The sequence below is a fragment of the Janthinobacterium sp. SUN026 genome, from assembly GCF_030397625.1.
GTDB lineage: Bacteria > Pseudomonadota > Gammaproteobacteria > Burkholderiales > Burkholderiaceae_D > Janthinobacterium > Janthinobacterium kumbetense.
Genome location: NZ_JAPQNU010000001.1, coordinates 330,511 through 350,869, shown reverse-complemented (window position 1 = coordinate 350,869; position 20,359 = coordinate 330,511). Strand labels below are relative to the sequence as shown.

At 63.6% G+C, this 20,359-nt stretch carries 17 protein-coding genes; 4 read left to right on the top strand and 13 right to left on the bottom strand.

Features of this window, described 5'->3' with window-relative positions; translation table 11 throughout:
- Positions 1-2: 2 nt before the first annotated feature.
- The 7 genes from OX459_RS01655 to OX459_RS01625 form a co-directional block, all read right to left on the bottom strand.
- The gene (locus OX459_RS01655; RefSeq protein ID WP_289903498.1) at positions 3-1,190 is read right to left on the bottom strand and encodes an efflux RND transporter periplasmic adaptor subunit; all 1,188 of its coding nucleotides are present in this window, start codon (positions 1,188-1,190) and stop codon (positions 3-5) included.
- Positions 1,191-1,293: 103 nt separating this feature from the next.
- On the bottom strand, positions 1,294-1,635 hold the full coding sequence (locus OX459_RS01650; RefSeq protein ID WP_289900285.1) for a DUF3325 domain-containing protein: 342 nt from the start codon (positions 1,633-1,635) through the stop codon (positions 1,294-1,296).
- The gene (locus tag OX459_RS01645; protein WP_289903497.1) at positions 1,632-3,335 is read right to left on the bottom strand and encodes a PepSY-associated TM helix domain-containing protein; all 1,704 of its coding nucleotides are present in this window, start codon (positions 3,333-3,335) and stop codon (positions 1,632-1,634) included. The genes OX459_RS01650 and OX459_RS01645 overlap by 4 nt, the downstream gene beginning before the upstream one ends.
- Positions 3,332-3,613: a hypothetical protein gene (locus OX459_RS01640; protein WP_251350264.1), complete on the bottom strand. Its 282-nt coding sequence runs from the start codon at positions 3,611-3,613 to the stop codon at positions 3,332-3,334. The genes OX459_RS01645 and OX459_RS01640 overlap by 4 nt, the downstream gene beginning before the upstream one ends.
- Before the next feature lie 116 nt (positions 3,614-3,729).
- Positions 3,730-5,940: a TonB-dependent siderophore receptor gene (locus tag OX459_RS01635; protein ID WP_289903496.1), complete on the bottom strand. Its 2,211-nt coding sequence runs from the start codon at positions 5,938-5,940 to the stop codon at positions 3,730-3,732.
- 110 nt (positions 5,941-6,050) lie between these two features.
- Positions 6,051-7,034, bottom strand: a complete 984-nt coding sequence (locus OX459_RS01630; protein WP_289903495.1) for a FecR domain-containing protein — start codon at positions 7,032-7,034, stop codon at positions 6,051-6,053.
- 5 nt (positions 7,035-7,039) lie between these two features.
- Complete coding sequence (locus OX459_RS01625; protein ID WP_289903493.1) at positions 7,040-7,549, bottom strand: sigma-70 family RNA polymerase sigma factor; 510 nt, start codon at positions 7,547-7,549, stop codon at positions 7,040-7,042.
- A gap of 238 nt (positions 7,550-7,787) precedes the next feature.
- On the opposite strand from OX459_RS01625, the gene ffh reads away from it, so the two are divergent.
- Together ffh and OX459_RS01615 are read left to right on the top strand one after the other, a co-directional pair.
- Positions 7,788-9,155 carry a signal recognition particle protein gene (ffh, locus tag OX459_RS01620; protein ID WP_034746567.1) on the top strand — a complete coding sequence of 456 codons (1,368 nt, stop codon included), beginning with the start codon at positions 7,788-7,790 and terminating at the stop codon, positions 9,153-9,155.
- 436 nt (positions 9,156-9,591) lie between these two features.
- On the top strand, positions 9,592-9,987 hold the full coding sequence (locus OX459_RS01615) for an SWIB/MDM2 domain-containing protein (protein WP_071650146.1): 396 nt from the start codon (positions 9,592-9,594) through the stop codon (positions 9,985-9,987).
- Positions 9,988-10,066: 79 nt separating this feature from the next.
- On the opposite strand, the gene OX459_RS01610 is transcribed toward OX459_RS01615, so the two are convergent.
- Both OX459_RS01610 and OX459_RS01605 read right to left on the bottom strand, forming a co-directional pair.
- Positions 10,067-10,693 carry a lytic transglycosylase domain-containing protein gene (locus tag OX459_RS01610; protein ID WP_289903492.1) on the bottom strand — a complete coding sequence of 209 codons (627 nt, stop codon included), beginning with the start codon at positions 10,691-10,693 and terminating at the stop codon, positions 10,067-10,069.
- Positions 10,690-12,429 (bottom strand): proline--tRNA ligase, encoded by a 1,740-nt coding sequence (locus tag OX459_RS01605; RefSeq protein ID WP_289903491.1) that lies wholly within the window; start codon positions 12,427-12,429, stop codon positions 10,690-10,692. The genes OX459_RS01610 and OX459_RS01605 overlap by 4 nt, the downstream gene beginning before the upstream one ends.
- Positions 12,430-12,633: 204 nt before the next feature.
- Between OX459_RS01605 and OX459_RS01600 the strand changes: the two genes are divergently transcribed.
- The gene (locus tag OX459_RS01600; RefSeq protein ID WP_076566319.1) at positions 12,634-13,266 is read left to right on the top strand and encodes an RNA pyrophosphohydrolase; all 633 of its coding nucleotides are present in this window, start codon (positions 12,634-12,636) and stop codon (positions 13,264-13,266) included.
- Positions 13,267-13,366: 100 nt separating this feature from the next.
- Here OX459_RS01600 and mqo read toward each other — a convergent pair whose 3' ends face one another.
- Positions 13,367-14,965, bottom strand: a complete 1,599-nt coding sequence (gene mqo / locus OX459_RS01595; protein WP_218965305.1) for a malate dehydrogenase (quinone) — start codon at positions 14,963-14,965, stop codon at positions 13,367-13,369.
- Positions 14,966-15,429: 464 nt separating this feature from the next.
- Here mqo and OX459_RS01590 point away from each other — a divergent pair, with 464 nt between their 5' ends.
- Positions 15,430-15,852, top strand: coding sequence for a DUF1841 family protein (locus OX459_RS01590; protein WP_034780276.1), 423 nt, complete (start codon positions 15,430-15,432; stop codon positions 15,850-15,852).
- Here the strand turns inward: OX459_RS01590 and OX459_RS01585 are convergent.
- Genes OX459_RS01585 through nirK form a run of 3 tightly spaced genes read right to left on the bottom strand, consistent with a single transcriptional unit; the run spans position 15,849 to position 20,334 of the window.
- Positions 15,849-18,128, bottom strand: coding sequence for a nitric-oxide reductase large subunit (locus OX459_RS01585; protein WP_289903488.1), 2,280 nt, complete (start codon positions 18,126-18,128; stop codon positions 15,849-15,851). The two genes, OX459_RS01590 and OX459_RS01585, sit on opposite strands and share 4 nt — an antisense overlap.
- A 14-nt stretch (positions 18,129-18,142) precedes the next feature.
- The gene (ytfE, locus tag OX459_RS01580; protein WP_289903487.1) at positions 18,143-18,820 is read right to left on the bottom strand and encodes an iron-sulfur cluster repair protein YtfE; all 678 of its coding nucleotides are present in this window, start codon (positions 18,818-18,820) and stop codon (positions 18,143-18,145) included.
- A 29-nt stretch (positions 18,821-18,849) separates the two neighbouring features.
- Entirely contained in the window at positions 18,850-20,334 is a 1,485-nt protein-coding gene (nirK, locus tag OX459_RS01575; protein WP_289903486.1) for a copper-containing nitrite reductase, read from the bottom strand.
- Between the last annotated feature and the right edge of the window lie 25 nt (positions 20,335-20,359).

The following is a 20,359-nucleotide window of genomic DNA, read 5'->3' as shown; positions in this document are numbered from 1 at the left end:
GCTCACAGTTGGAACCTGCTGCTGCCGCTGCCGGCCGGCTGCTCGCCCGTGACCAGCAACTCGCCTTCGCGCAAGCCTTGCAGCACTTCCGCGCTGAGGCGGTTGCGCACGCCCACGGTGATGGTGCGCGTATCGACCTTGCCGTCCGCATCCATCACGCGGGCCGTAAACTGCCCCGGCTTGGCACCCTCTTCCTTCGATGGTTTCAGGGCCGGCAAGGGCACGGCCAGCACATTGTTCGCCGCCGCCGTGACGAACACCACCTGCGCCGTCATCTGCGGCATCAGCTCGCCGTCCGCGTTATCCACGTCGAACAGCACTGTATACAAGATCACCTTGCTGGTCGACGGCGCCAGGGCCGTGCCGGCGGCGGAACCACCGGGTACGGGCGGGGCCGGCAGCACTTGCCGCACCTTGCCGCTCCAGCGCCGCTGGTCGCCGCCCAGGGTGGTGAAATACACGGGCATGTCCGGGCGCACGCGGCGCACGTCCGCTTCCGACACTTCCGTCCACACGGTCATGGCCGACAGGTCGGCGATGCGCAGGATATTCGGCGTCTGGTAGGTGGCGTTCAGGGTTTGCCCTTCCTTCGCGTCCAGGCCCACCACCTTGCCCGCCATGGGCGCATAAATGCGCGTATAGCCGAGGCGCGCCTCGTCCGCCTTCAGGCTGGCCTGGGTCTGGTCGATCTGCGCCTTCAAGTGGTCGATCTTGGCGCCGGCCGAGGCCAGCGTGGCTTCGGCCGTTTCCAGGTCGGCCAGCGGCGTGGAATCGAACTTGGCCATCTGTTTCTGCCGCACGTGCTGCTGGCCCGCCAGGCGGTGCTGCGCCTGCTGGTCGGCCAGCTGCGCGCGCAAGCCCGCCAGGGCGGCGCGGCCCGCATCGACCGTGGCTTGCTGCACGCTGGGGTCGATCTCGGCCAGCAACTGGCCTTTTTCCACGGCGCTGCCCGGCTGCACGTGCAGGCGCGTGATCTGGCCCGACACCTGCGCGCCCACGTCGACATAGGTTTGCGGCTGCAGGGTGCCGATGGCCGTGACGCTGGCTTCGATATTGCCGCGCTTGACGGGGGCCGTGTCGAACACGGTTGCCGGGCCGCGCGTGGCCCACAATGCGCCGGCGCCGAACAGCGCCAGCAAGACCACGCCGCCCAGGATACGGGCACGGCGGGAAGGCAGGCGGGCCGCCATCAGGCTGCCGCCTTGGATGCAGTCAAAACGAAATTACAAACGTCAAACGGTGTCGCCAGGCGTGAAAAGTACATCGGTCTATCCTTGAAAATGGCGGTGAACATCACCGCAGGAACGTCACAAGACCTGCCAGCGCGGCGACGGCTGCCAGCAGGGAACTACGAAACAGCAAGCGGGGGGCATACGGCAGCAGCAGGGCCACCAGCAGCGCGCCCACCCCGATGAATCCGAGCCAGGCGACCACGCCGACGGTGGCGCTCCAGCCGGCCACGCAAGGCCAGATGGCCAGCGCCAGCAACAGAGCGCCGGCCAGTTGCAGCGCGCGCCGCACGTTCGGCGCCGCGTCCCGGCCCCAGACCTGGCCATGGTGGCGGTCCATCGCCAGGGACAGGCTGGCCATGCCCGCATACGACAGGCCCAGCGCGCACAGGATGGTATTGATCATGATTGTCCCTCCGTATTGACTTGCAGGCTGGCCGAGGGTGCAGCGCTTTCCCTGGCGGCAGCCTTTTTCACTGGCTTTTCCTTGCGCTTGTGGACTTTCCACGCGCCCCAGGCGGCCAGCAGGCCGAAGGCCATGCTGCCCAGTTCCACGCCGGCGCTTTCCCAGTCGCCGCGCGCGATCTGCGCCGCCAGGTTGTCACCCGTGCTCAGGATATTCAATACGGGCAGCAGCAGGCACAGGGCCGCCAGCAAGCCCAATTGCTCGATCCACGCGCGTTTTTCCGCGCGCAGGCAGGCGTGCACCAGCATCAGGAACCAGACGCCAAAGAAGGCGCGCACTTCCCAGCCGGCGCGCTGCTCGATGCCGACGGGGATCAAACGATTGGCCCACAGGAAGCCCACGCAGGCGATCGCCAGGCCGGCGATGGCCGCCACGTTCAGGCATGCGATGACGCGGTACACGCGCTGCGTGTAGGCGCCGAACTCGCCGCCGGACTTCTGGCGGCGCTTGACCATGAACAGGATGGCACCCGTGCCCATCATGGCCGTGCCGGCCAGGCCGCAGAAGAAGTACAGCCAGCGCATGGGCGTGCCGCCGAAGCCGACCATGTGCAGGTTCGACATGACGGAACGCGTCAGGCCGGCGCCGCCCGTGTCCGACTTGCCCGGCAGGCGCACGGCGACCTGTTCGCCCGTGGCCAGCGCATAACAGGCCCTGCCCGAATTGGCGCTGAGGCGCGTGAGCAGTTCCGTGTCCTCATTCCAGCCGTACATGCACACGCGCATGGAGGCATCGTTCGGATTGTCCAGCACCACGGCGCGGATTTCCTGGCCGATGGCCTGTTCGGCGCGCAGCGCGAACGATTCCAGCGCGGGAATGGCCAGCGGCTGGCCCGACCGCGCAGGCTTGCCCGCATCGTTCCAGTCGGCCAGGAAGGCTTTCTTGGGATTCTCCATGCCGTATTGCGCCGCCACGGGGGCCGGTACATAGTCGTCGCTGAAGAATGCCAGGCCCGTGTAGGCGATCATGAACTGGAACGGCAACGTCAGCACGGCCACCGCGTTGTGCGCATCGAGCCACGAGCGCTGGCCCTTGGCCGGGCGGAAAGTGAAGAAATCCTTGAAGATGCGCTTGTGCGTGATCACGCCGCTCACCAGCGCCACCAGCATGATCATGGTGGTGATGGCGACGATCCACACGCCGATGCGGCCCGCGTGCAGTTCGTAGTGGAAATCGACGAAATGGTGGCCGCCGATGGTTTCCCGTTCCGTTGCCTCGCGCGCAGGCTCGATGACGGCGCCCGTCAACGGATCGAGGTCCGCCGAGCCATAGCCGCCGCTGGGCTGGAACCAGTAGGCGGACAGGCCCTGGCCGGGACGCTGCACGGGCCAGATTTCCCACATGTCCGCCTTCGGGTGTTCCTTCCCCATGAAGTCGAGCGCCAGCTCCAGGCGGTGCGCGCGGTCCGTGACTTTCGGCAGCGGCGGATCGTTCGCGTGCGCCGCCTCGGCCAAAGCGTGCTCGGGCGTCATCCAGTGGCCGATCGGATCGTCGAAGACGGCCAGGGAACCGGTCAGGAAGATGGCGAACAGCAGCCAGGAAATCCACAGGCCGCTCCACGTGTGCAGCCATGCCATGGCCTGGCGCAAGCCGCCCTGCTGCGGCGTTTTCACCACTTTGCCTGCCTTGACGGCGTTCATGCGGCACCTCGCGACAGCAGCATGCCGATGCCGCCGCAGACGATGGCCGGCAGCAGCATGCCGAGCCAGGCGCGGCGCAGGTCTTGCACGGCAAAGACCCAGATCACGGCGCAAGTGTAGACGACGAAGGCGCTCAGGGTCGCCGTCAGCACGGCTTCGGCGCGCGACAGCGGCAGCACGGCCGACAGCAGCACGGCCACGCCGGACGTGAGCGCATAGCCGCCAAAGATGGCGGCGAGCACGCGCGAGAACAACATCATGTGGGCCGATTTCATCATCGCGGCGCTCCCCGTGCCATACGCGGGTTCACGCCATTGCTGGCGTGGGCCAGATTCAACTGCACATCCATAAGCCATGCATCCTTCATCAAGATAAGTCGTTCAAAAGTGATTATTTACAGCTTGTAGTTCAAGGTCAGCATCAGGTTGCGCGGCGCACCCACCAGGTTGCCGAAGACATCGGAATAAATGCTCTGGTAATAGTGCTTGTCGAGCGCATTGTTGACGTTCAGGCGCAGCTCGGCGCGGCTGTCGATCTGCCAGGCCGCGTTCAAGCCGAGGATCGCGTAGCGGCCCTGGTGCAGGCGGGCCTCGCCGTCCGCCGATTCCGTCGCGCCCTGCCCGTACACCGAGGCGCCGACGCGCCAGCCCTGCGCCGCGCCGGAGAGGCGGTAGCTGGTGGCCAGCTTGAGCTGCTGGCGCGGATAGCGGCTGTTGAAATCCTTGCCGATATTGGCCGGATCGCTGTCGCGCGTAAATTGCGCCTTGACATAAGTAAAACCGGCCGACAGCTGCCAGTCGGGTGTCAGCGCACCCGCCACGTCCAGCTCCACGCCTTCGCTGCGCACTTCGCCCGACGCACGCTGGCAATAGCCCCAGGTGCTGCCGGGGCAAGGATTCGGGCCTGCCAGGTCGTCCACGCCGCGGTTTTGCTGGCGGATCTGGAACACGGCCGCGCTGGCATTGAGGGCGCCGCCGAAGTATTCGCCCTTCACGCCCGCTTCATAGTTGGTGCCGCTGATTGGCTTCAAGGGTTGTGCATTGGCGTCGGTGGACGCCTGCGGCTGGAAGATCTCGGTCCAGCTGGCGTACACGGAGTGCTGCTTGTCGAGGTCATACACGACGCCGGCGTAGGGCGTGAATTCGTGCGCCACCGAGTAGCCGGCGTCGTCCTTGTACCAGCTCACGCGCCCGCCCAGCACCAGCGACAGCGGATCGGCCAGGCGCATGCGCGTACCCGCATACACGCCGCTTTGCTCGGTGATGCTGGCCGTGCCCCACTGCGCGTAATCGATGACGGGGCGCGCGACGCTGCCCGCATCCCAGTTGAAAGGATCGATCACCGGCGCGCTCTCTTGCCTGCTGTACGACGCCCAGCCGCCATAGCTGTTTTTCGACGAGCGGCGGTGGCTGGCGCCGACCGTCAGCTCATGTTCGCGGCCGAACAAGCTGTAGCTGCCGCTGGCATACGCGTCATAGCTGGTGTTGGCCAGTTCGGCGCGGTAGCTTTGCGAATTGAAGCGCAGGGTGTCGTCGCGGCGGTTGATGCCGGAAAACGTCGTGTCGATCTCGGGCGTCTTGCGCGTGGCCGCCAGCTTGGCCTTCCAGCCGTTGCCGAAGCGGTGTTCCAGTTCGGCGAAGATAGTCTTGTCCGTCTGGCGCCAGTCGTCAAAGTCGGCGCCCAGGTAAGTCGAGCGGGGCAAATTCAAAAAGCGGCCGTCGGCTGCCGTCACCACGCCTGTCGTGACGCCGTCGTTATCGGTCTTACGGTAATGCGCGCCCAGGGTCACCGTGGTGTCGGGGCGCAGGTCGGCTTCGATGATGCCGTACAGCTGGTGGTTGCGGCCATGCAGCACGTCGACAAAATCCTTCTTGTCCTGCACCGTCGCGACGATGCGCCCGCGCAGGGTCTTCGCTTCGTTGAGCGCGTTGGCCGCATCGGCTTCCAGGCGGTAGTTGCTCCAGCTGCCGATGCTGGCCGAGAACGACGCTTGCGGCGTGGCCGTCGGGCGCTTGCGCACCATGTTGATGGCCGCGCTGGGCGTGCCGCTGCCCGTCATCAAGCCCGTGGCGCCGCGTACCACTTCGATGCGGTCATAGATGGCCAGGTCGTCATTGTCGCCATTGAAGGTGCCGTTCGCGCCCAGGCTGGTGGGCAAGCCATCGAACAGGATGTTGTCGATTGGAAAACCACGTGCGCTGAAACTGCCCGAATCGCCCGTAAAGTTGCCCTTCTGCATGACCAACCCCGTGATCGACTGCACGGCGTCGTCCAGAGTCGTGATGCCCAGGTCATCGATCTGCTGGCGCGTCAGCACGCTGACCGATTGCGGCGTCTCGCGCAGCGACAGGTTCAGCTTGGTTGCCGTATTGCTCACACCCGTCGTATAGGAGCCGCTGCCTTCCGTCGTCGCATCGCGCCCTGCCGTGACGGATACGCCGAGCATGGTTTGCTCGGTGGTGGAGGAAGCAGGAATAGCAGGCGCGGCCTGCTGCGCCAGCGCCGGCAGGCTGGCGGCCAGGCACAGGGCCGCGGCCGCTTGCGCCAGCGGGCGCAGCGCGGAGTGAGACGATGGCAAACTGACAAAAGGCAAAGCGTGCGACATGAAAGTTCCTGATGGTGGCGTCATGGGACGGTAAAAAACAGGCGCCCTACTCTGTAGGTGCCGCGAAAACGAAAAACGGGCAGTCCGGCTGCAAATATATTTTGCGGGGACTACGGCGCCGGTTCGACGCTGACCCAATACCGCGTGCGGCTGCGCACCTGCACGGGCAGCGAGTTGGGCAGCATGTTCAGGATGCGTTGGGTGTCGGACAGCGGGAACACGCCCGACAGGCGCAGCTGGGCGACTTCCGGCGCGCAATGAATCACGCCGGGGCGGTAGCGGGCCAGGTCGGCCAGGAAATCGCCCAGGGTCACGTCGTCGACGATCAGCTGCCCGTGCGACCAGGCGTGCGCATGCGCATCGATGGCGTGCGGCGCATCCGGCGCATGGCGGGAAAATGCCGTGCCGCGCCCGGCCCCCAGCAACAAGGGCGCGCCGATATCGTCGCGGGGACGGATTTCAACGGCGCTTTCAAACACGTCCACGGTGCTGTAGCCATCCTGCTGGCGCACGGCAAAGCGTGTGCCCAGCGCGCGCACCCGGCCTTCGCGCGTGACCACCACCAAAGGCGCGTCGCTGCCGGCGCCGTGGCCGCTGGTGACGAGGATCTCGCCGGCCAGCAACTCGATCAGGCGGCGGCTGGCGTCGAAACGCACGTTCACGGCCGATCCCGTATTCAGGCTGAGCACGCTGCCGTCGGCCAGCGCCACCACGCGCCGCTCGCCCGTGGCCGTGCGATAGTCGGCACGCAGGGCGCGCACGCCATCCCAGGCGCCCGTCTGCGCGGCCAGCATGCCGCCGCCTGCCACCACGCCCAGCCACGCCAGCAACTGGCGCCGCTTGCCGTTGACGGCTTTCTGCTCCGTGCCGGCCAGCGCCTGCGCCGCCGCGCCGCGGTGCAAGCCGCTGAAGCGCCGCGACACCGCCTCGATATGCCGCCAGGCCCGTTCGTGTTCCGGATCGGCCCCGCGCCAGCGCTGCCAGGCCGCGTGTTCCGCCTTGCTGGCCTGCTCCGACATCAGCACCGTCAGCCACTCGGCCGCCTGCTGCTGCACCTCTTCGCGGATGGCTGCCGCGGCTGCGGGTTCTGCCACCGTGCTCATGCTGGCAGGGAGAAAAACACCTGGCGGTTGGCCCGCGTCAGATATTGCTTGACCGAGCTGGCCGACACGTTCAGGCGCGCGGCGATCTCGGCATAGCTGAGGCCTTCCAGTTGCGCCAGCAAGAACGCCGTGCGCACGGGCGCAGGCAAGCCGTCGAGGGCCTGGTCGATTTCCTGCAAGGCTTCCAGCGCCAGCAGCCGCTCCTCGGGCGCGGGCGCCACATCGGGCGGCAGGCAGGCGAGCGCCTCCAGATAGGCGTCTTCCAGCACTTGCCGGCGGTAGCGGTGCGCCACCAGGCGGCGCGCGATGGTGGCCAGAAAAGGGCGCGCTTCGCGGATCTGCGGCGCGGCATCGGCCGTCAGCACGCTGATGAAGGTGTCTTGCGCCAGGTCCGCCGCGTCGCCCGCATTGCCCAGCTTATGCCGCAGCCAGCCCTGCAGCCAGCCGTGATGGCTGCTGTAGAGCGCGTGCAGGTCTTGTTGCTGTGCAAAATCGGCAGCCGACATGGCATCCCTTTCCGCTCAGGCGTGCGGTGCCCGAGAATGTAAATAAGAATTATTCTCATTTTAACCGCGCAATGCCTTTCATGCAATCGCGGCATTGCCAGAAATACCAACTAATTCAAAAGCAGGCCAACCGCCAGGCGATGCAGCGCAGGACCGCCAGCCACCCACGATAAGGTAAAATGACGGCCATCGTCCGGCTTGCGCCGCCCACTCCCAAGCTTTTCATTGCAGGTTCATCATGCTAGATAATCTCACCCAACGGCTTGCCAAAGTCGTCAAGACCATGCGCGGCGAGGCGCGCCTGACCGAAGCGAACACCGCCGACATGCTGCGCGAAGTGCGCCTGGCGCTGCTTGAAGCCGACGTCGCCCTACCCGCCGTGCGCGAATTCATCGCCAAAGTCAAAGAAAAAGCCATGGGCGAGGATGTCATTTCCTCGCTCACGCCAGGCCAGGCCCTGGTTGGCGTGGTGCAGCGCGAGCTGGCCGCCCTGATGGGCGCCGACCTGGGGCCGGAAGCGTCGCAGATCAGTTTTGCGCAGCAGCCGCCCGCCATCATCCTGATGGCCGGTTTGCAGGGTGTGGGTAAAACCACCACCGTCGGCAAGCTGGCGAAGTACCTGAAGGAAGAAAAGAAGAAGAAAGTGCTGACCGTCTCGGCCGACGTGTACCGTCCCGCTGCGATCGCCCAGCTGCAATCGGTCACCGCCCAGGTGGGTGCCGACTTCTTCCCGTCCACCAGCACGGACAAGCCGGTCGATATCGCCCTGGCCGCGCTGGACTGGGCGAAAAAGCATTACCACGACGTGCTGATCATCGATACGGCGGGTCGCCTCGGTATCGACGAAGAGATGATGCGAGAAATCGCCGCCGTCCACGGCGCCGTGAAACCGATCGAAACCCTGTTTGTCGTCGACGCCATGCTGGGCCAGGACGCCATCAACACGGCAAAAGCCTTCAACGATGCGCTGCCGCTGACCGGTATCGTGCTGACCAAGCTCGACGGTGACGCGCGCGGCGGTGCGGCCCTGTCGGTGCGTCACATCACGGGCAAACCGATCAAGTTTGCCGGCGTCTCGGAAAAACTCGACGGCCTGGAAGCGTTCGACCCGACCCGCATGGCCAACCGCATCCTCGGCATGGGCGACATCCTCGCCCTGGTGGAAGAGGCGCGCAAGGGCGTCGACAGCAAGGCCGCGGCCGACCTGGCGCAAAAAATCAAGGTCGGCGGCAAGTTCGACATGAACGACTTCAAGGCGCAACTGGGTCAGATGAAGAAAATGGGCGGCATGGCCAACCTGATGGACAAGCTGCCGGCCCAGTTCCAGCAGGCGGCAGGCGGCAAGAACATGGATCAAGCCGACAAGCAGGTACGCCGCATGTGCGGCATCATCGACTCCATGACGCCGCAGGAACGCGCCAAGCCTGAACTGATCAAGGCCACGCGCAAGCGCCGCATCGCCGCCGGCGCCGGCGTGCAGGTGCAGGAAGTGAACCGCATGCTGACGCAATTCGAGCAAATGCAGACGATGATGAAGAAATTGTCGGGTGGCGGCATGATGAAGATGATGCGCTCCATGAAGGGCATGATGCCCGGCATGAGGTAGTGGAAGGCTTCAAAATCCGCTGCGCGGGGCGCTTTGCGGCCGGCGATGCTCACCGTACTTCAGTACGGTTGCGCTTCTCGGCCACAAATCATCCCCGCTCGCTGTAATTTTGAAGGCCTTTTTTACGCCGCGTGAGACGTAGTTCAAGTCAAGAAACACCGTTATAAAATCATGCCGGATTGCATTTTCATGTGTCCGGCATCATTACTTCCCTCCCCCGCAGTCCCCCTCCCCGCACAGCCAGCAACCATGCCATTTACGGGCAAAAACGCCGTTCTGCGCTCCCAAGCGGTGCGCCCGGGCGACAGCATTGCCATTTCCCTGCTTTTTCCTCGTGAAAACGTGAAAAACACTTGCATACAAGGTAAATCCACACCAATATTAGCCGTGCGATTAATTGCGCAATTTCCCATGTGTTTGTTAAGGAGGCTCGAAGATGGCAACAGCCAAAAAAACCCCAGTAGCAGCGCCAGCCAAAGCAGCAGCAGCCAAGCCTGCAGCCGCCAAGAAAGCAGCACCCGCAGCCAAGGCAGCAGCTAAACCAGCAGCGGCGAAGAAAGCGGCAGCACCGGCAACACCACGCAAGCCAAACGCAGCATTCATGAAAGCAATGACGCCATCGAAAGATCTGGCCGCCGTTGTTGGCGCAGCACCACTGCCGCGCACGGAAGTGACCAAAAAGGTATGGGATTACATCAAAAAACTCGATCTGCAAGATCCGGCCAACCGCCGCATGATCAATGCGGACGACAAGCTGAAAGCAGTTTTCGGCGGCAAAGCCCAAGTCTCCATGTTTGAAATGACGAAACTGATCTCCGATCATTTGAAATAAATCAGATACGCGCCGGCTTCAACAGCCGAGCGAGTGCCCCGCCGCATCACTGCGAGCGGGGCATTTTTTTGCCTGCGGTTCAACTGGCCGGCTTGAATTCCCACTGCCGCCACGCCGCCCGCACGGCATTCGGGTACTCGGCCCGCCCCCGGCTGCCGTTGTAGCGCCCCAGCGCCAGGTATAAATCGCCCTTTTCCATGTCCAGGTACATGCGCAGGATCGCGCAGCCATAGCGCAGATTCGTCTGCATGTGGAACAGCTTGCTGCGGTCGCTGTCGCCGATGACGCCCGTCCAGAACGGCATCACCTGCATGTAGCCGCGCGCGCCGGCCAGCGAGACGGCATATTTGCGGTAGGCCGACTCCACCTGGATCAGGCCCAGCACCAGGGCCGGTTCCAGGCCCGCGCGGCGCGCTTCATACCAGACCGTTTCCAGGAATTCCGTGCGCAGCTGCGCATCCGGCAGCTTGCGTTGCAGGCGTTGCGACATCTGCGCCAGCCATTGCTGGTAGCGCTGCAAGTCGGCGGGAGTGGCAAATTTGGGTTGCGGCGGGCGTTCGTCGCGGATCGCGTGCGACAGCGCCAGGCGGACGGAGTCGGCCAGCGCCTCCTCCTTCTGGTTGCCGGCCTGCGCCGGAGAGACGCAGGCCAGGCAGGCGGCCAGCGCGAGCGCGCCGGCCGTTTTACTTACTGATATGCGCTTCACTGCGCCATTTTGCCCTGGATGAAGGCGACGATCTCGTCCGGCGCCACGCCGGTCGCTTCCGCATCGCGGCGGCCCTGGTATTCCAGCTTGCCTTCTTTCAGGCCGCGCTCGCCGATGACGATGCGGTGCGGCACGCCAATCAGTTCCCAGTCAGCAAACATGGCGCCAGGGCGCAAGCCGCGGTCGTCGACGATGACATCGACGCCAGCGCCTTGCAGGGCCGCGTACAGCTTCTCCGTCTCTTCCTTGACCAGTTCGCTGCGGTCCATGCCCATCGGGCACAGCACGACCTCGAATGGCGCGATGGAGGCAGGCCAGATGATGCCCTTGTCGTCGAAGTTCTGCTCGATGGCGGCGCCCAGGATGCGCGTCACGCCGATGCCGTAGCACCCCATCTGCAGCGGCGCAGGCTTGCCGTTTTCGTCGAGGAAGGTGGCTTTCATGCTTTCCGAGTACGCCGTACCCAGCTGGAACACGTGGCCCACTTCGATGCCGCGCTCGATGGCGAGCGTGCCCTGGCCGTCCGGCGAAGCGTCGCCGGCGACGACATTGCGCAAATCGGCCACGATGGCAGGCTCGGCCACGTCGCGGCCCCAGTTGGCGCCCGTGTAGTGGAAACCGGCGTCATTCGCGCCGCAAACGAAGTCGCTCATGTGGGCAACCGTGCGGTCCGCCACCACGGTGACGGGCGCTTGCGTGCCGATCGGGCCCAGGTAGCCAGGAATCGTGCCGTAGACTTCCAGGATTTCCGCTTCCGTCGAGAAACGGTGGCCGGCCAGGCCGGCAACCTTGCCCACCTTGATGTCGTTCAATTCATGGTCGCCGCGCAGCAGCAGCATGAAATGCTGTTTCGTGACTTTTTCATCCTTGCCAACGGTTTCCACCGTCAGGGCGATGGTTTTCACGGTCTGAGCCAAGTCGATACCCAGCAAGGCAGCCACGGTTTCGCACTTGACGGTGTCCGGCGTGGCCGTTTTCGTCAGCGCCTGGCTTGCTGCCGGGCGCTCGCCCGCTGGCGGCAGCGCTTCGGCCGCTTCCATGTTGGCCGCGTAATCGGAGGTCGGGCAGTACACGAGCGCGTCTTCCCCGGTGTGGGCGATGACGTGGAATTCATGCGAACCGGAACCGCCGATGGCGCCGTTATCGGCTGCCACGGCGCGGAATTGCAGGCCAAAGCGCGTGAAGATACGCGTGTAGGCGTCAAACATGACCTTGTACGACGCTTGCATGCCGGCCAGGTCGCGGTCGAACGAGTAGGCGTCCTTCATGGTGAATTCGCGGCCGCGCATCAGGCCGAAGCGTGGGCGGCGCTCGTCGCGGAACTTCGTCTGGATGTGATAAAAGTTCAACGGCAACTGGCGGTAAGACTTGATTTCCGTGCGCACGACGTCCGTGATGACTTCTTCCGATGTCGGCTGGATCGCGTATTCGCGGCCGTGGCGGTCTTTCACGCGCATCAGTTCGTCGCCCATCTTGGTCCAGCGGCCCGTCTCTTGCCACAGTTCGGCCGGCTGCACGAGCGGCATCAGCAGTTCGATACCGGCGGCTTTGTTCATCTCGTCACGGATGATGGCTTCCACCTTGCGGATCACGCGCAAGCCCATCGGCATGTAGGTATAGATGCCGGAACCGAGGCGTTTGATCATGCCTGCACGCATCATCAATTGGTGGCTGACGATTTCCGCGTCAGAAGGTGCATCTTTAAGTGTGGAAATAAAAAAACGGGAGGCGCGCATAACGGTGAATTCTTTTTAAAAAGAGAGGGTTATAATCAACCTAATTTTAAAGGATTAGCTGGCTGATGCGTCCATACTTTACACAAATGCGCTCAATTGGTGCGATTCCGGCGCTTTTCGCACCCCGAAAAGGTCACCGGCTTGCGAAGTTGTGGGTAATTATGTAAAAAAGGATGCACTGTCGCAGAAAGTTTGAGGTGCATTATGCTCGACCGTGAAGGGTTTCGGCCCAACGTCGGCATCATCCTGCTAAACGCCCAGAACGAGGTGTGGTGGGGCAAGCGGGTGCGCGAGCACTCATGGCAGTTTCCGCAAGGCGGTATCAAATATGGCGAAACACCGGAACAAGCCATGTTTCGCGAACTTGAAGAGGAAATCGGACTCAGACAGGAACACGTCAAAATTGTCGGCCGCACCCGCGACTGGCTGCGCTATGAAGTGCCAGACCACTTCATCAAGCGCGAGATTCGCGGCCATTACCGTGGCCAGAAGCAGATTTGGTTTCTGCTGAGAATGTGCGCGCGCGATAACGACGTCAATCTGCGCCTGACCGACCATCCGGAGTTCGACGCCTGGCGCTGGCATGAATACTGGGTCCCGCTCGATGTCGTCATTGAATTTAAACGCGATGTCTACCAGCGCGCCTTGCAGGAGCTGTCCCGCTTCCTGACCTGGCCCGTGCATGGCAACGCACAGCAAGCGCACCGCCACACGTCGCGCTACCTGCGCCAGCCCCATGCGCCACGGGCACAGGATGGGGCGGCACTGGCCAAGCCTTGCGACGGCATTGCCGCCGAAGGGTGTACGCCGGAGTTGATCTTGCCGGGCAAGGGGTAGTCCACCGCAATGAACGCACTCTCCCACGCAAAAGGGGCAGCCTGAACAGGCTGCCCCTTTTTTCATTCCGGCAGGAAACTCCCCTGCCGGCAAGGCTGACTTAGTTTGCTGCCGGCGCTGGCGCAGCGGCTGGCACGTCGAGCGTGATCGCCTTCAAGCCCAGGATGTTGCTGCTGTAGTGGCGGATCTTGTTGGCCAGGGCTGGGTCATTGTTCAGCTTTTGACCGTACGACGGCACCATTTCCACCATCTTGGCTTGCCATTCCGGCGTTGCCAGGCGGCTCTTGAATGCCGTTTGCAGCACCTTGATCATGATCGGCGGCGCGGTCGAGGCGCCTGGCGATGCACCCAGCAGGGCAACGATGCTGCCATCGGCGGCGCCGACGACTTCCGTGCCGAACTGCAGCAAACCGCCTTTGACGGGGTCATCCTTGACGATTTGCACGCGCTGGCCCGCGTTTTGCAGGGTCCAGTCTTCCATCTTGGCATTCGGCAAGTACTCGCGCAAAGTCTTCAGGCGGTCTTCCGGTGTGTTCATGACCTGTTCGACCAGGTATTTCGTCAGCGGAATATTGTCGTAACCGGCTTGCAGCATGGGTTTCACATTGCCAGTGCCGATCGAGGCAGGCAAGTCGATCCACGAACCGTTTTTCAGGAACTTGGTCGAGAAGGTGGCAAACGGGCCAAACAGCAGGGCTTTCTTGCCGTCGATGATGCGCGTGTCCAGGTGCGGCACGGACATCGGCGGCGAACCGACGGACGCCTTGCCGTAGACCTTGGCCGCATGCGCCGCCACCAGTTCCGGATTGGTGGTGACCAGCCATTGGCCGCCCACCGGCACGCCGCCGTAGCCCTTGGCTTCCGGAATGCCCGATTTTTCCAGCAGCGGCAGCGAACCGCCGCCGGCGCCGATGAAGACAAACTTGGCGCGCATGGTCTTTTCCTTGCCGGCGTTCAAGTCTTTCACCGTCACGTTCCATACGCCGTCGGCGCCGCGCTGGATGTTTTCCACCTGGTGGCGCAGGTGCAGGACCATGCCGTGGCTATCCGTCAGGTACTTGACCAGGCCGCGCGTGAGGTTGCCGAAATTGACGTCGGTACCGATTTCCATGCGCGTCGCGGCCACTTTCTGGCCCTTGTCACGGCCTTGCATGACCAGCGGCGCCCATTGCTCGATCTGCGCCTGGTCTTCCGAGAACAACATGCCCTTGAACAAGTTTTCCTTTTGCAGCGCGGCGTAGCGCTTCTTCAAAAAGGCAATATTGTCATCGCCCCACACAAAGGCCATGTGCGGCACGTTATTGATGAAGGTTTGCGGCGCGCCCAGGTGCTTGTTAGCAACCTGATAAGCCCAGAATTGCTTGGAAATTTCGAATTGCTCGTTGATGGCAACGGCTTTCTTGGTCTCGATGCTGCCGTCGGCCGCTTCGGGCGTGTAGTTCAGTTCAGCAAACGCCGAGTGGCCCGTGCCTGCGTTGTTCATCGCATCCGAGCTTTCGGCGGCCACGGAATCGAGGCGCTCAACCATTTCCATCGTCAGCGACGGATCGAGTTCCTTGAGCATGCTGCCCAGGGTGGCGCTCATGGTGCCGGCGCCGATCAGCAGCACGTCGACCGGTTTTTCGGACGAGGCCGGAGGGGTCTTGTCACATGCCGCCAGGATCAGGCACGACATCAAAAGTAATAGCGATTTACGCATACGTAACTCCGTTTATGAATACTGAAGGATGATTCTTGCGCGCCACCGTGGCGGCACCATCGCCGTATTGAATGAAAAACAACTAGCCAGCCGGAACGCCAGGGCGGCCGGACAGGTCAATGTCGATGGTGATAGGCATGCTGCCGCGCTCCGGGATATCCCAAGAGCATGATCTGGTGGCAAAGGTGCGGGCAATGGACAGCGCGGACCTCGTTGTCGGCTGAAAAACCGGCAATGAAATCGCCGTCATGTCCAGTGCAAATATCAAGAGCGGCGATTTTATCACCGTTATTTGGCGCCGCCGGGCCGTGGCGGTAGTGGATAATACTTACTGCAGGGTATTAAATGACGGTGACTATCGGGTCATGCATGCGGCCGCCAGACGGCAAAAAGGGCATCCTCGATGCCCTTTATTTATGTACGCGGTACAATGCCGACTGCCCTTTAGCCATAGTCCTTCAGCCATGTTCAACCCCTCTTCCGACGATGTGCGCCGTTTCTTTTGCGAAACATTGCGCAAGCACCGCGCCCATGAAATCCTCACGCCGATGGAAGCCATTGCGCTCGACTGGATCCTCGAACACCCCGAGTATGAAAACGAGCTCTCCGACGTCGAAGCGGCGCTGGCGCGCGACTATTCCGTCGAAGGGGGACAAGCCAATCCTTTCTTGCACCTGTCCATGCATCTGTCGATCACGGAACAGGTGCAGGTGGATCAGCCGCGCGGCATCCGCCCGGCCGTCCAGCAGCTCACCCAGCGCCTCGATTCGGCCCATGCCGCCCAGCACGAAGTGATGGAATGCCTGGGCCAGATGATCTGGGCATCGCAGCGCTCGGGCTTGCCGCCAGACACGGACGCCTATATCGACTGCGTACGTAGACGTTAACCTGGCCGTACGGCCTGCGGCTGCAGTACCGGCGCCTTCGGCGCCTTGCCCATCAATCCCAGCACCACCTGCAGCGCCATGGCGATGGCGCCGACGATGAAGACCACGTCGCCGAAGGTACGTATCCAGCGCAGGTTCTGCAACAGCGGCTGCTGCATGAACGCTTCGCTGCGCGCATACCACAGGCCTTCCGTCACGCTGGCGTGGAACTGGATGATGCCAATCGGCAGCAAACTGGTAAAGATCATCAGCACCAGGCCCGCGTTCAAGCCCCAGAACGCCGTCTTCATCAACGCAGGGCTGAAACGGTAGTCGGGCCGCAGATAGCGCAGCACCAGCAAGGTAAAGCCCAGTGCCAGGAAGCCGTACACGCCGAACAGCGCCGCATGCGCATGCACGGGGGTCGTGTTCAAGCCCTGGATGTAGTACAGCGCGACAGGCGGATTGATCATGAAGCCCAGCACGCCCGCACCCAGCATGTTCCAGAAGGCGACGGCGACAAAGCACATCATGGGCCAACGCAGGTTTTCCATCCATGGCGCACGTTCCTTCAGGCGCCAGTTTTCCCACGCTTCATGCCCCAGTACGATCAGCGGCACCACTTCCAGCGCGCTGAAGCTCGCGCCGATGGCCATCACGGGCGTGGTGGTGCCGGCAAAGTACAGATGGTGGAAAGTGCCGGGTATCCCGCCCAACATGAACAGCGAGGCCGACGCCAGGCTGGCCGTCGTGGCCATGCGCACCGACACCAGGCCCAGGGTCGAGAAGATGAAGGCCAGCGCCGTCGTGGCGAACACTTCAAAGAAGCCTTCCACCCACAGATGCACCACCCACCAGCGCCAGTATTCCATCACCGATAAATGCGTGCGTTCGCCGTAGAACAGGCCGGCGCCATAGAACAGGCCGATGGCGCCCACGGATGCGGTCAGGAGCGCCAGCAAGTTCTTGTCGCCGCCCTTCTGGCACAGGGCCGGTATGACGCCGCGCAACATCAGCACCAGCCACAGCAGGATTCCGACGAATTTGCCGATCTGCCACAAGCGCCCCAGGTCCACATATTCATACCCCTGATGGCCGAGCCAGAAATTCCACTCGGGCGGCATCACTTGCGCGATGGCCAGGTAATTGCCGATGAAAGAGCCGACGACGACCGCGACCAGGGCCCAGAACAGCACGTCGACGCCCAGGCGCTGCCACCTGGGATCCTTGCCGCCATTGATCAGGGGCGCCAGGAACAGGCCGGCGGCCAGGAAGCCCGTGGCGATCCAGAACAGCGCGGCCTGGATATGCCAGGTGCGCGTGAGCGCATACGGGAACCAGCGCGACACGTCGATGCCGTAGAACTGCTGTCCCTCCACCGTGTAGTGCGCCGTGAAGCCGCCGATGAAGACCTGGAAGATGAACAGGGCCACCACCAGGAACAGGTATTTTCCCAGTCCCCGCTGCGAAGGCGTCAGGGCGAAAGTGGTGAGCGGATCGCGCGGACCGGCCGCCGGCAGCGCTTCGTCGTGGTCGCGCAGGAAGGCCCAGCCCCAGACGAGGAAGCCCACGCCGGCCAGCAGCACCACCACGCTGGCGACCGACCAGACGAGGTTTTCGCCGCTGGGCTGATTGCCGATCAGAGGTTCATGCGGCCAGTTGTTCGTATAGGTCACTTTCTGGCCCGGACGCTCGGTGGCGGCGGCCCACGCCGTCCAGAAGAAGAACTGCGTCATCTGCGCGCGCCGCTCGGCGCTGGGCAAGGTGTTTTCCTTCATGGCGAAATGCTCGCGGCTGGCGTGCAGCGCAGGCGCGTCGGAGAACAACTGGTCGTAGTAGTACGCCGTGCTGGCGATGGCTTGCACGCGGCGCGGCGACAGGCGCAGCACCTGCGCCTCATCGACCCGGTTGCCGCGGTATTCCAGCTTGAGCGCTTCGCGCAGCGCCGCCTGCGCAGGGCCGTCGAGCGCCGCGTAGGCCTTGCCATGCTGCTCTTGCGCGGCCAGTTCCAGCCAGGCCGTCAGTTCGCGGTGCAGCCAGTCTGCAGTCCAGTCGGGCGCCTGGTAGGCGCCGTGGCCCCAGATGGAACCGAGCTGCATGCCGCCGACGGATTGCCAGGCCGTCTGGCCGTCGAGGATGCCCTCGCGGTCGAACAGTTGCCGGCCATCTTGCGCCAGCACTTGCGCGGGGATAGGCGGCGCCTGCCGGTAGACTTCCGTGCCGTAGTAGCCGAGCAGCGAAAACGTCACGATCAGCACACCGATCAGGGTGAACCAGAGTTTTTTGTACGGACCCATGGGTCATTCCTTTGTCAGTGCACCGCGGCCGGCGCAAAGCGCTCGAACAGGATATTGTTTTCGGTATGGATGTGCGCCATCAGGTCTGCACGGAAGGTGCGCAAGCCCGTGTACAGCGCGCGCCAGGTGGTACAGGCGCCGCCAGGTGCGGTGATATCGTTCGTCATTGCCTCCATCGCGCGCAAGGCCACGCCATGGTCGTCGTGCTCCATGCGCATGACGTTGATGGGCGCGCCGGCCCGCGGGCCCTGGCCGCGCACGATCATCGGGAACAACACGTCTTCTTCCTTGCGCATATGGCTTTCCAGCTCCTGCGCCATGGCCGACAGGTGTTCCGCCAGCCCGTGCGGACAGTCCGCGCGGTCGCCATGCACCTGCTCGACCTTGCGTGCCAGGCGTATCAGCTCGGGCAGCTGCTCGCGGTGCACGGCGTGGTAGCGCGCCAGGATATGCTCCACCAGCTCGGTGGCCGAGGCGTCCTGCCAGTCACGCTCGCCGCTGGCGTCAATCCGACCTGCCAGCAGTTTCAGCTCCTCGACGATGGGCGCCGTGTCCACGCCGGCCGCTTCGGCTGCCGCGCGCAGGGTCTTGTTGCCGCCGCAGCAGAAATCCAGGCGGTGCGCATCGAACAGGCGCGTGGCGCCGGGGATGCGGCGGGCCAGCTGGCCCAGGGATAGCTCGATCATTTCCATAACAGTTCCTTGAGGATGAATAGGTAGATTTATTGCACCGCGCCTGCGTGGTAGACGCCGGGCACGGGTTCGCCAGTCACTTCCAGCACGCCCACGGCGCCCTTGCCTGCGCGCGACAGCGCATGGTCGACCAGCAGGTAGCTGCCCGGGTGCTGTACCTTGAGTTCGACGATGGTCGCGCCGCCCGGTGCCACCAGGGTGGTTTGCACGTCGTGTTTCGGGCTGCTGATCGAGCCTTCGCTGTACACCTTGTCGAAGATCTCGCCGATGATGTGGAACGATGAGATCTTGTTCGGGCCGCCGACGCCGAAATAGATGCGCACCGTCTCGCCCACTTTCGCCTGCAATTTGTGCGTCTTGCTCAAGGCGCCCACTTCGCCATTGAAGACGTAGTAGTCGGGCAGCTCATTGGCCATTTTTTCCAGGTTCGGTTCCTGGTGCACGGGCGCGCCGTGCGGACGGCCCGTGTACATCTCGCCCTGCATCACGTAATACTCGCGGTCCACCTTCGACAGGCCACCTTCCGGTTCGACCAGGATCATGCCGTACATGCCGGCCGCGATATGCTGCGGCACCAGGGGCGTGGCGCAGTGGTAGACGAACAGGCCCGGATTGAGCGCCTTGAAGGTCACCGTTTTTTCCTGTCCCGGCGCCACCTGCGTGTGCTGTCCGCCGCCATGGCCGCCCGTCACGGCGTGCAGGTCGATCGAGTGGATCATCTTGCTGTCCCTGGCGTTGAACAGGGTCAGTTCGACCGTGTCGCCCACCTTCGCGCGCAGCATCGGACCGGGCACTTGCCGGTTGAAGGTCCAGTAGGTAAAGCTGGTGCCGTCATCGAGCTTGCCCGGCAATTCCACCGTCTCCATGCGGTACTTGAGCAACTGCGGCGCGCGCGCGCCGATGGCGGCTGGCACGGAGGCAGGATTGGCCGCCACGCTGACGGCCGATGGGTCGGGACCGCGCATCGGCGATGGCGCGGGCGTGTACAGGGCCAGCGCGGCGGCCTGGCTCGATTCGCTGGCCGCGCTGCCGGCGCCGGCAGCCTTCGGTGCTCCCGCTTCGGCCAGCGAAGTGCCGCTCACGACCAGCTTGCCTTCCATGCCGATCTGGCGGTGGCCGGGAATCGAGCAGTAATAGGTGAACGTGCCGGCGCGCGTGATCTTGAAGCGCACGGTGGTGCTGCCGCTATTGGCGCTGAATTTGCTTGAAGCCACGTTCAGCTCGGGAATCAGCAGGTCGTGTTCGGCGCCTTCGCCGCTTTTCAGAACGAGTTCGACCGTTTCCCCCACCTTGGCCGCCAGCACGGGGTTGACCTGGCCCTTGGCGTCGATGAATACCATCTTGCCGTCGACGATATTGGTTTGCAGTTCATAGCGCTTGACCGCGGCGGTGGCAGGTTTGGCGGCAGTGGCGGCAGCGCTGGCAGGCAGGCCCGCCTGGGCCTGCACGGACAGGGGCATGGCCAGGACACAGACGGCCGCGGCAATGGCGCGGAGGGAGGGAGTCGTTTTCATCAAGCTTTCCTTGGTCTTGTATGCC

What these genes read in the sequence shown, in the direction of transcription:
- OX459_RS01655 (WP_289903498.1), bottom strand. Translation starts at nt 1,190, where the DNA reads ATGGCGGCCCGCCTGCCTTCCCGCCGTGCCCGTATCCTGGGCGGCGTG.
- OX459_RS01650 (WP_289900285.1), bottom strand. Translation starts at nt 1,635, where the DNA reads ATGATCAATACCATCCTGTGCGCGCTGGGCCTGTCGTATGCGGGCATG.
- OX459_RS01645 (WP_289903497.1), bottom strand. Translation starts at nt 3,335, where the DNA reads ATGAACGCCGTCAAGGCAGGCAAAGTGGTGAAAACGCCGCAGCAGGGC.
- OX459_RS01640 (WP_251350264.1), bottom strand. Translation starts at nt 3,613, where the DNA reads ATGATGAAATCGGCCCACATGATGTTGTTCTCGCGCGTGCTCGCCGCC.
- OX459_RS01635 (WP_289903496.1), bottom strand. Translation starts at nt 5,940, where the DNA reads ATGTCGCACGCTTTGCCTTTTGTCAGTTTGCCATCGTCTCACTCCGCG.
- OX459_RS01625 (WP_289903493.1), bottom strand. Translation starts at nt 7,549, where the DNA reads ATGTCGGCTGCCGATTTTGCACAGCAACAAGACCTGCACGCGCTCTAC.
- ffh (WP_034746567.1), top strand. Translation starts at nt 7,788, where the DNA reads ATGCTAGATAATCTCACCCAACGGCTTGCCAAAGTCGTCAAGACCATG.
- OX459_RS01615 (WP_071650146.1), top strand. Translation starts at nt 9,592, where the DNA reads ATGGCAACAGCCAAAAAAACCCCAGTAGCAGCGCCAGCCAAAGCAGCA.
- OX459_RS01605 (WP_289903491.1), bottom strand. Translation starts at nt 12,429, where the DNA reads ATGCGCGCCTCCCGTTTTTTTATTTCCACACTTAAAGATGCACCTTCT.
- OX459_RS01600 (WP_076566319.1), top strand. Translation starts at nt 12,634, where the DNA reads ATGCTCGACCGTGAAGGGTTTCGGCCCAACGTCGGCATCATCCTGCTA.
- mqo (WP_218965305.1), bottom strand. Translation starts at nt 14,965, where the DNA reads ATGCGTAAATCGCTATTACTTTTGATGTCGTGCCTGATCCTGGCGGCA.
- OX459_RS01590 (WP_034780276.1), top strand. Translation starts at nt 15,430, where the DNA reads ATGTTCAACCCCTCTTCCGACGATGTGCGCCGTTTCTTTTGCGAAACA.
- OX459_RS01585 (WP_289903488.1), bottom strand. Translation starts at nt 18,128, where the DNA reads ATGGGTCCGTACAAAAAACTCTGGTTCACCCTGATCGGTGTGCTGATC.
- ytfE (WP_289903487.1), bottom strand. Translation starts at nt 18,820, where the DNA reads ATGGAAATGATCGAGCTATCCCTGGGCCAGCTGGCCCGCCGCATCCCC.
- nirK (WP_289903486.1), bottom strand. Translation starts at nt 20,334, where the DNA reads ATGAAAACGACTCCCTCCCTCCGCGCCATTGCCGCGGCCGTCTGTGTC.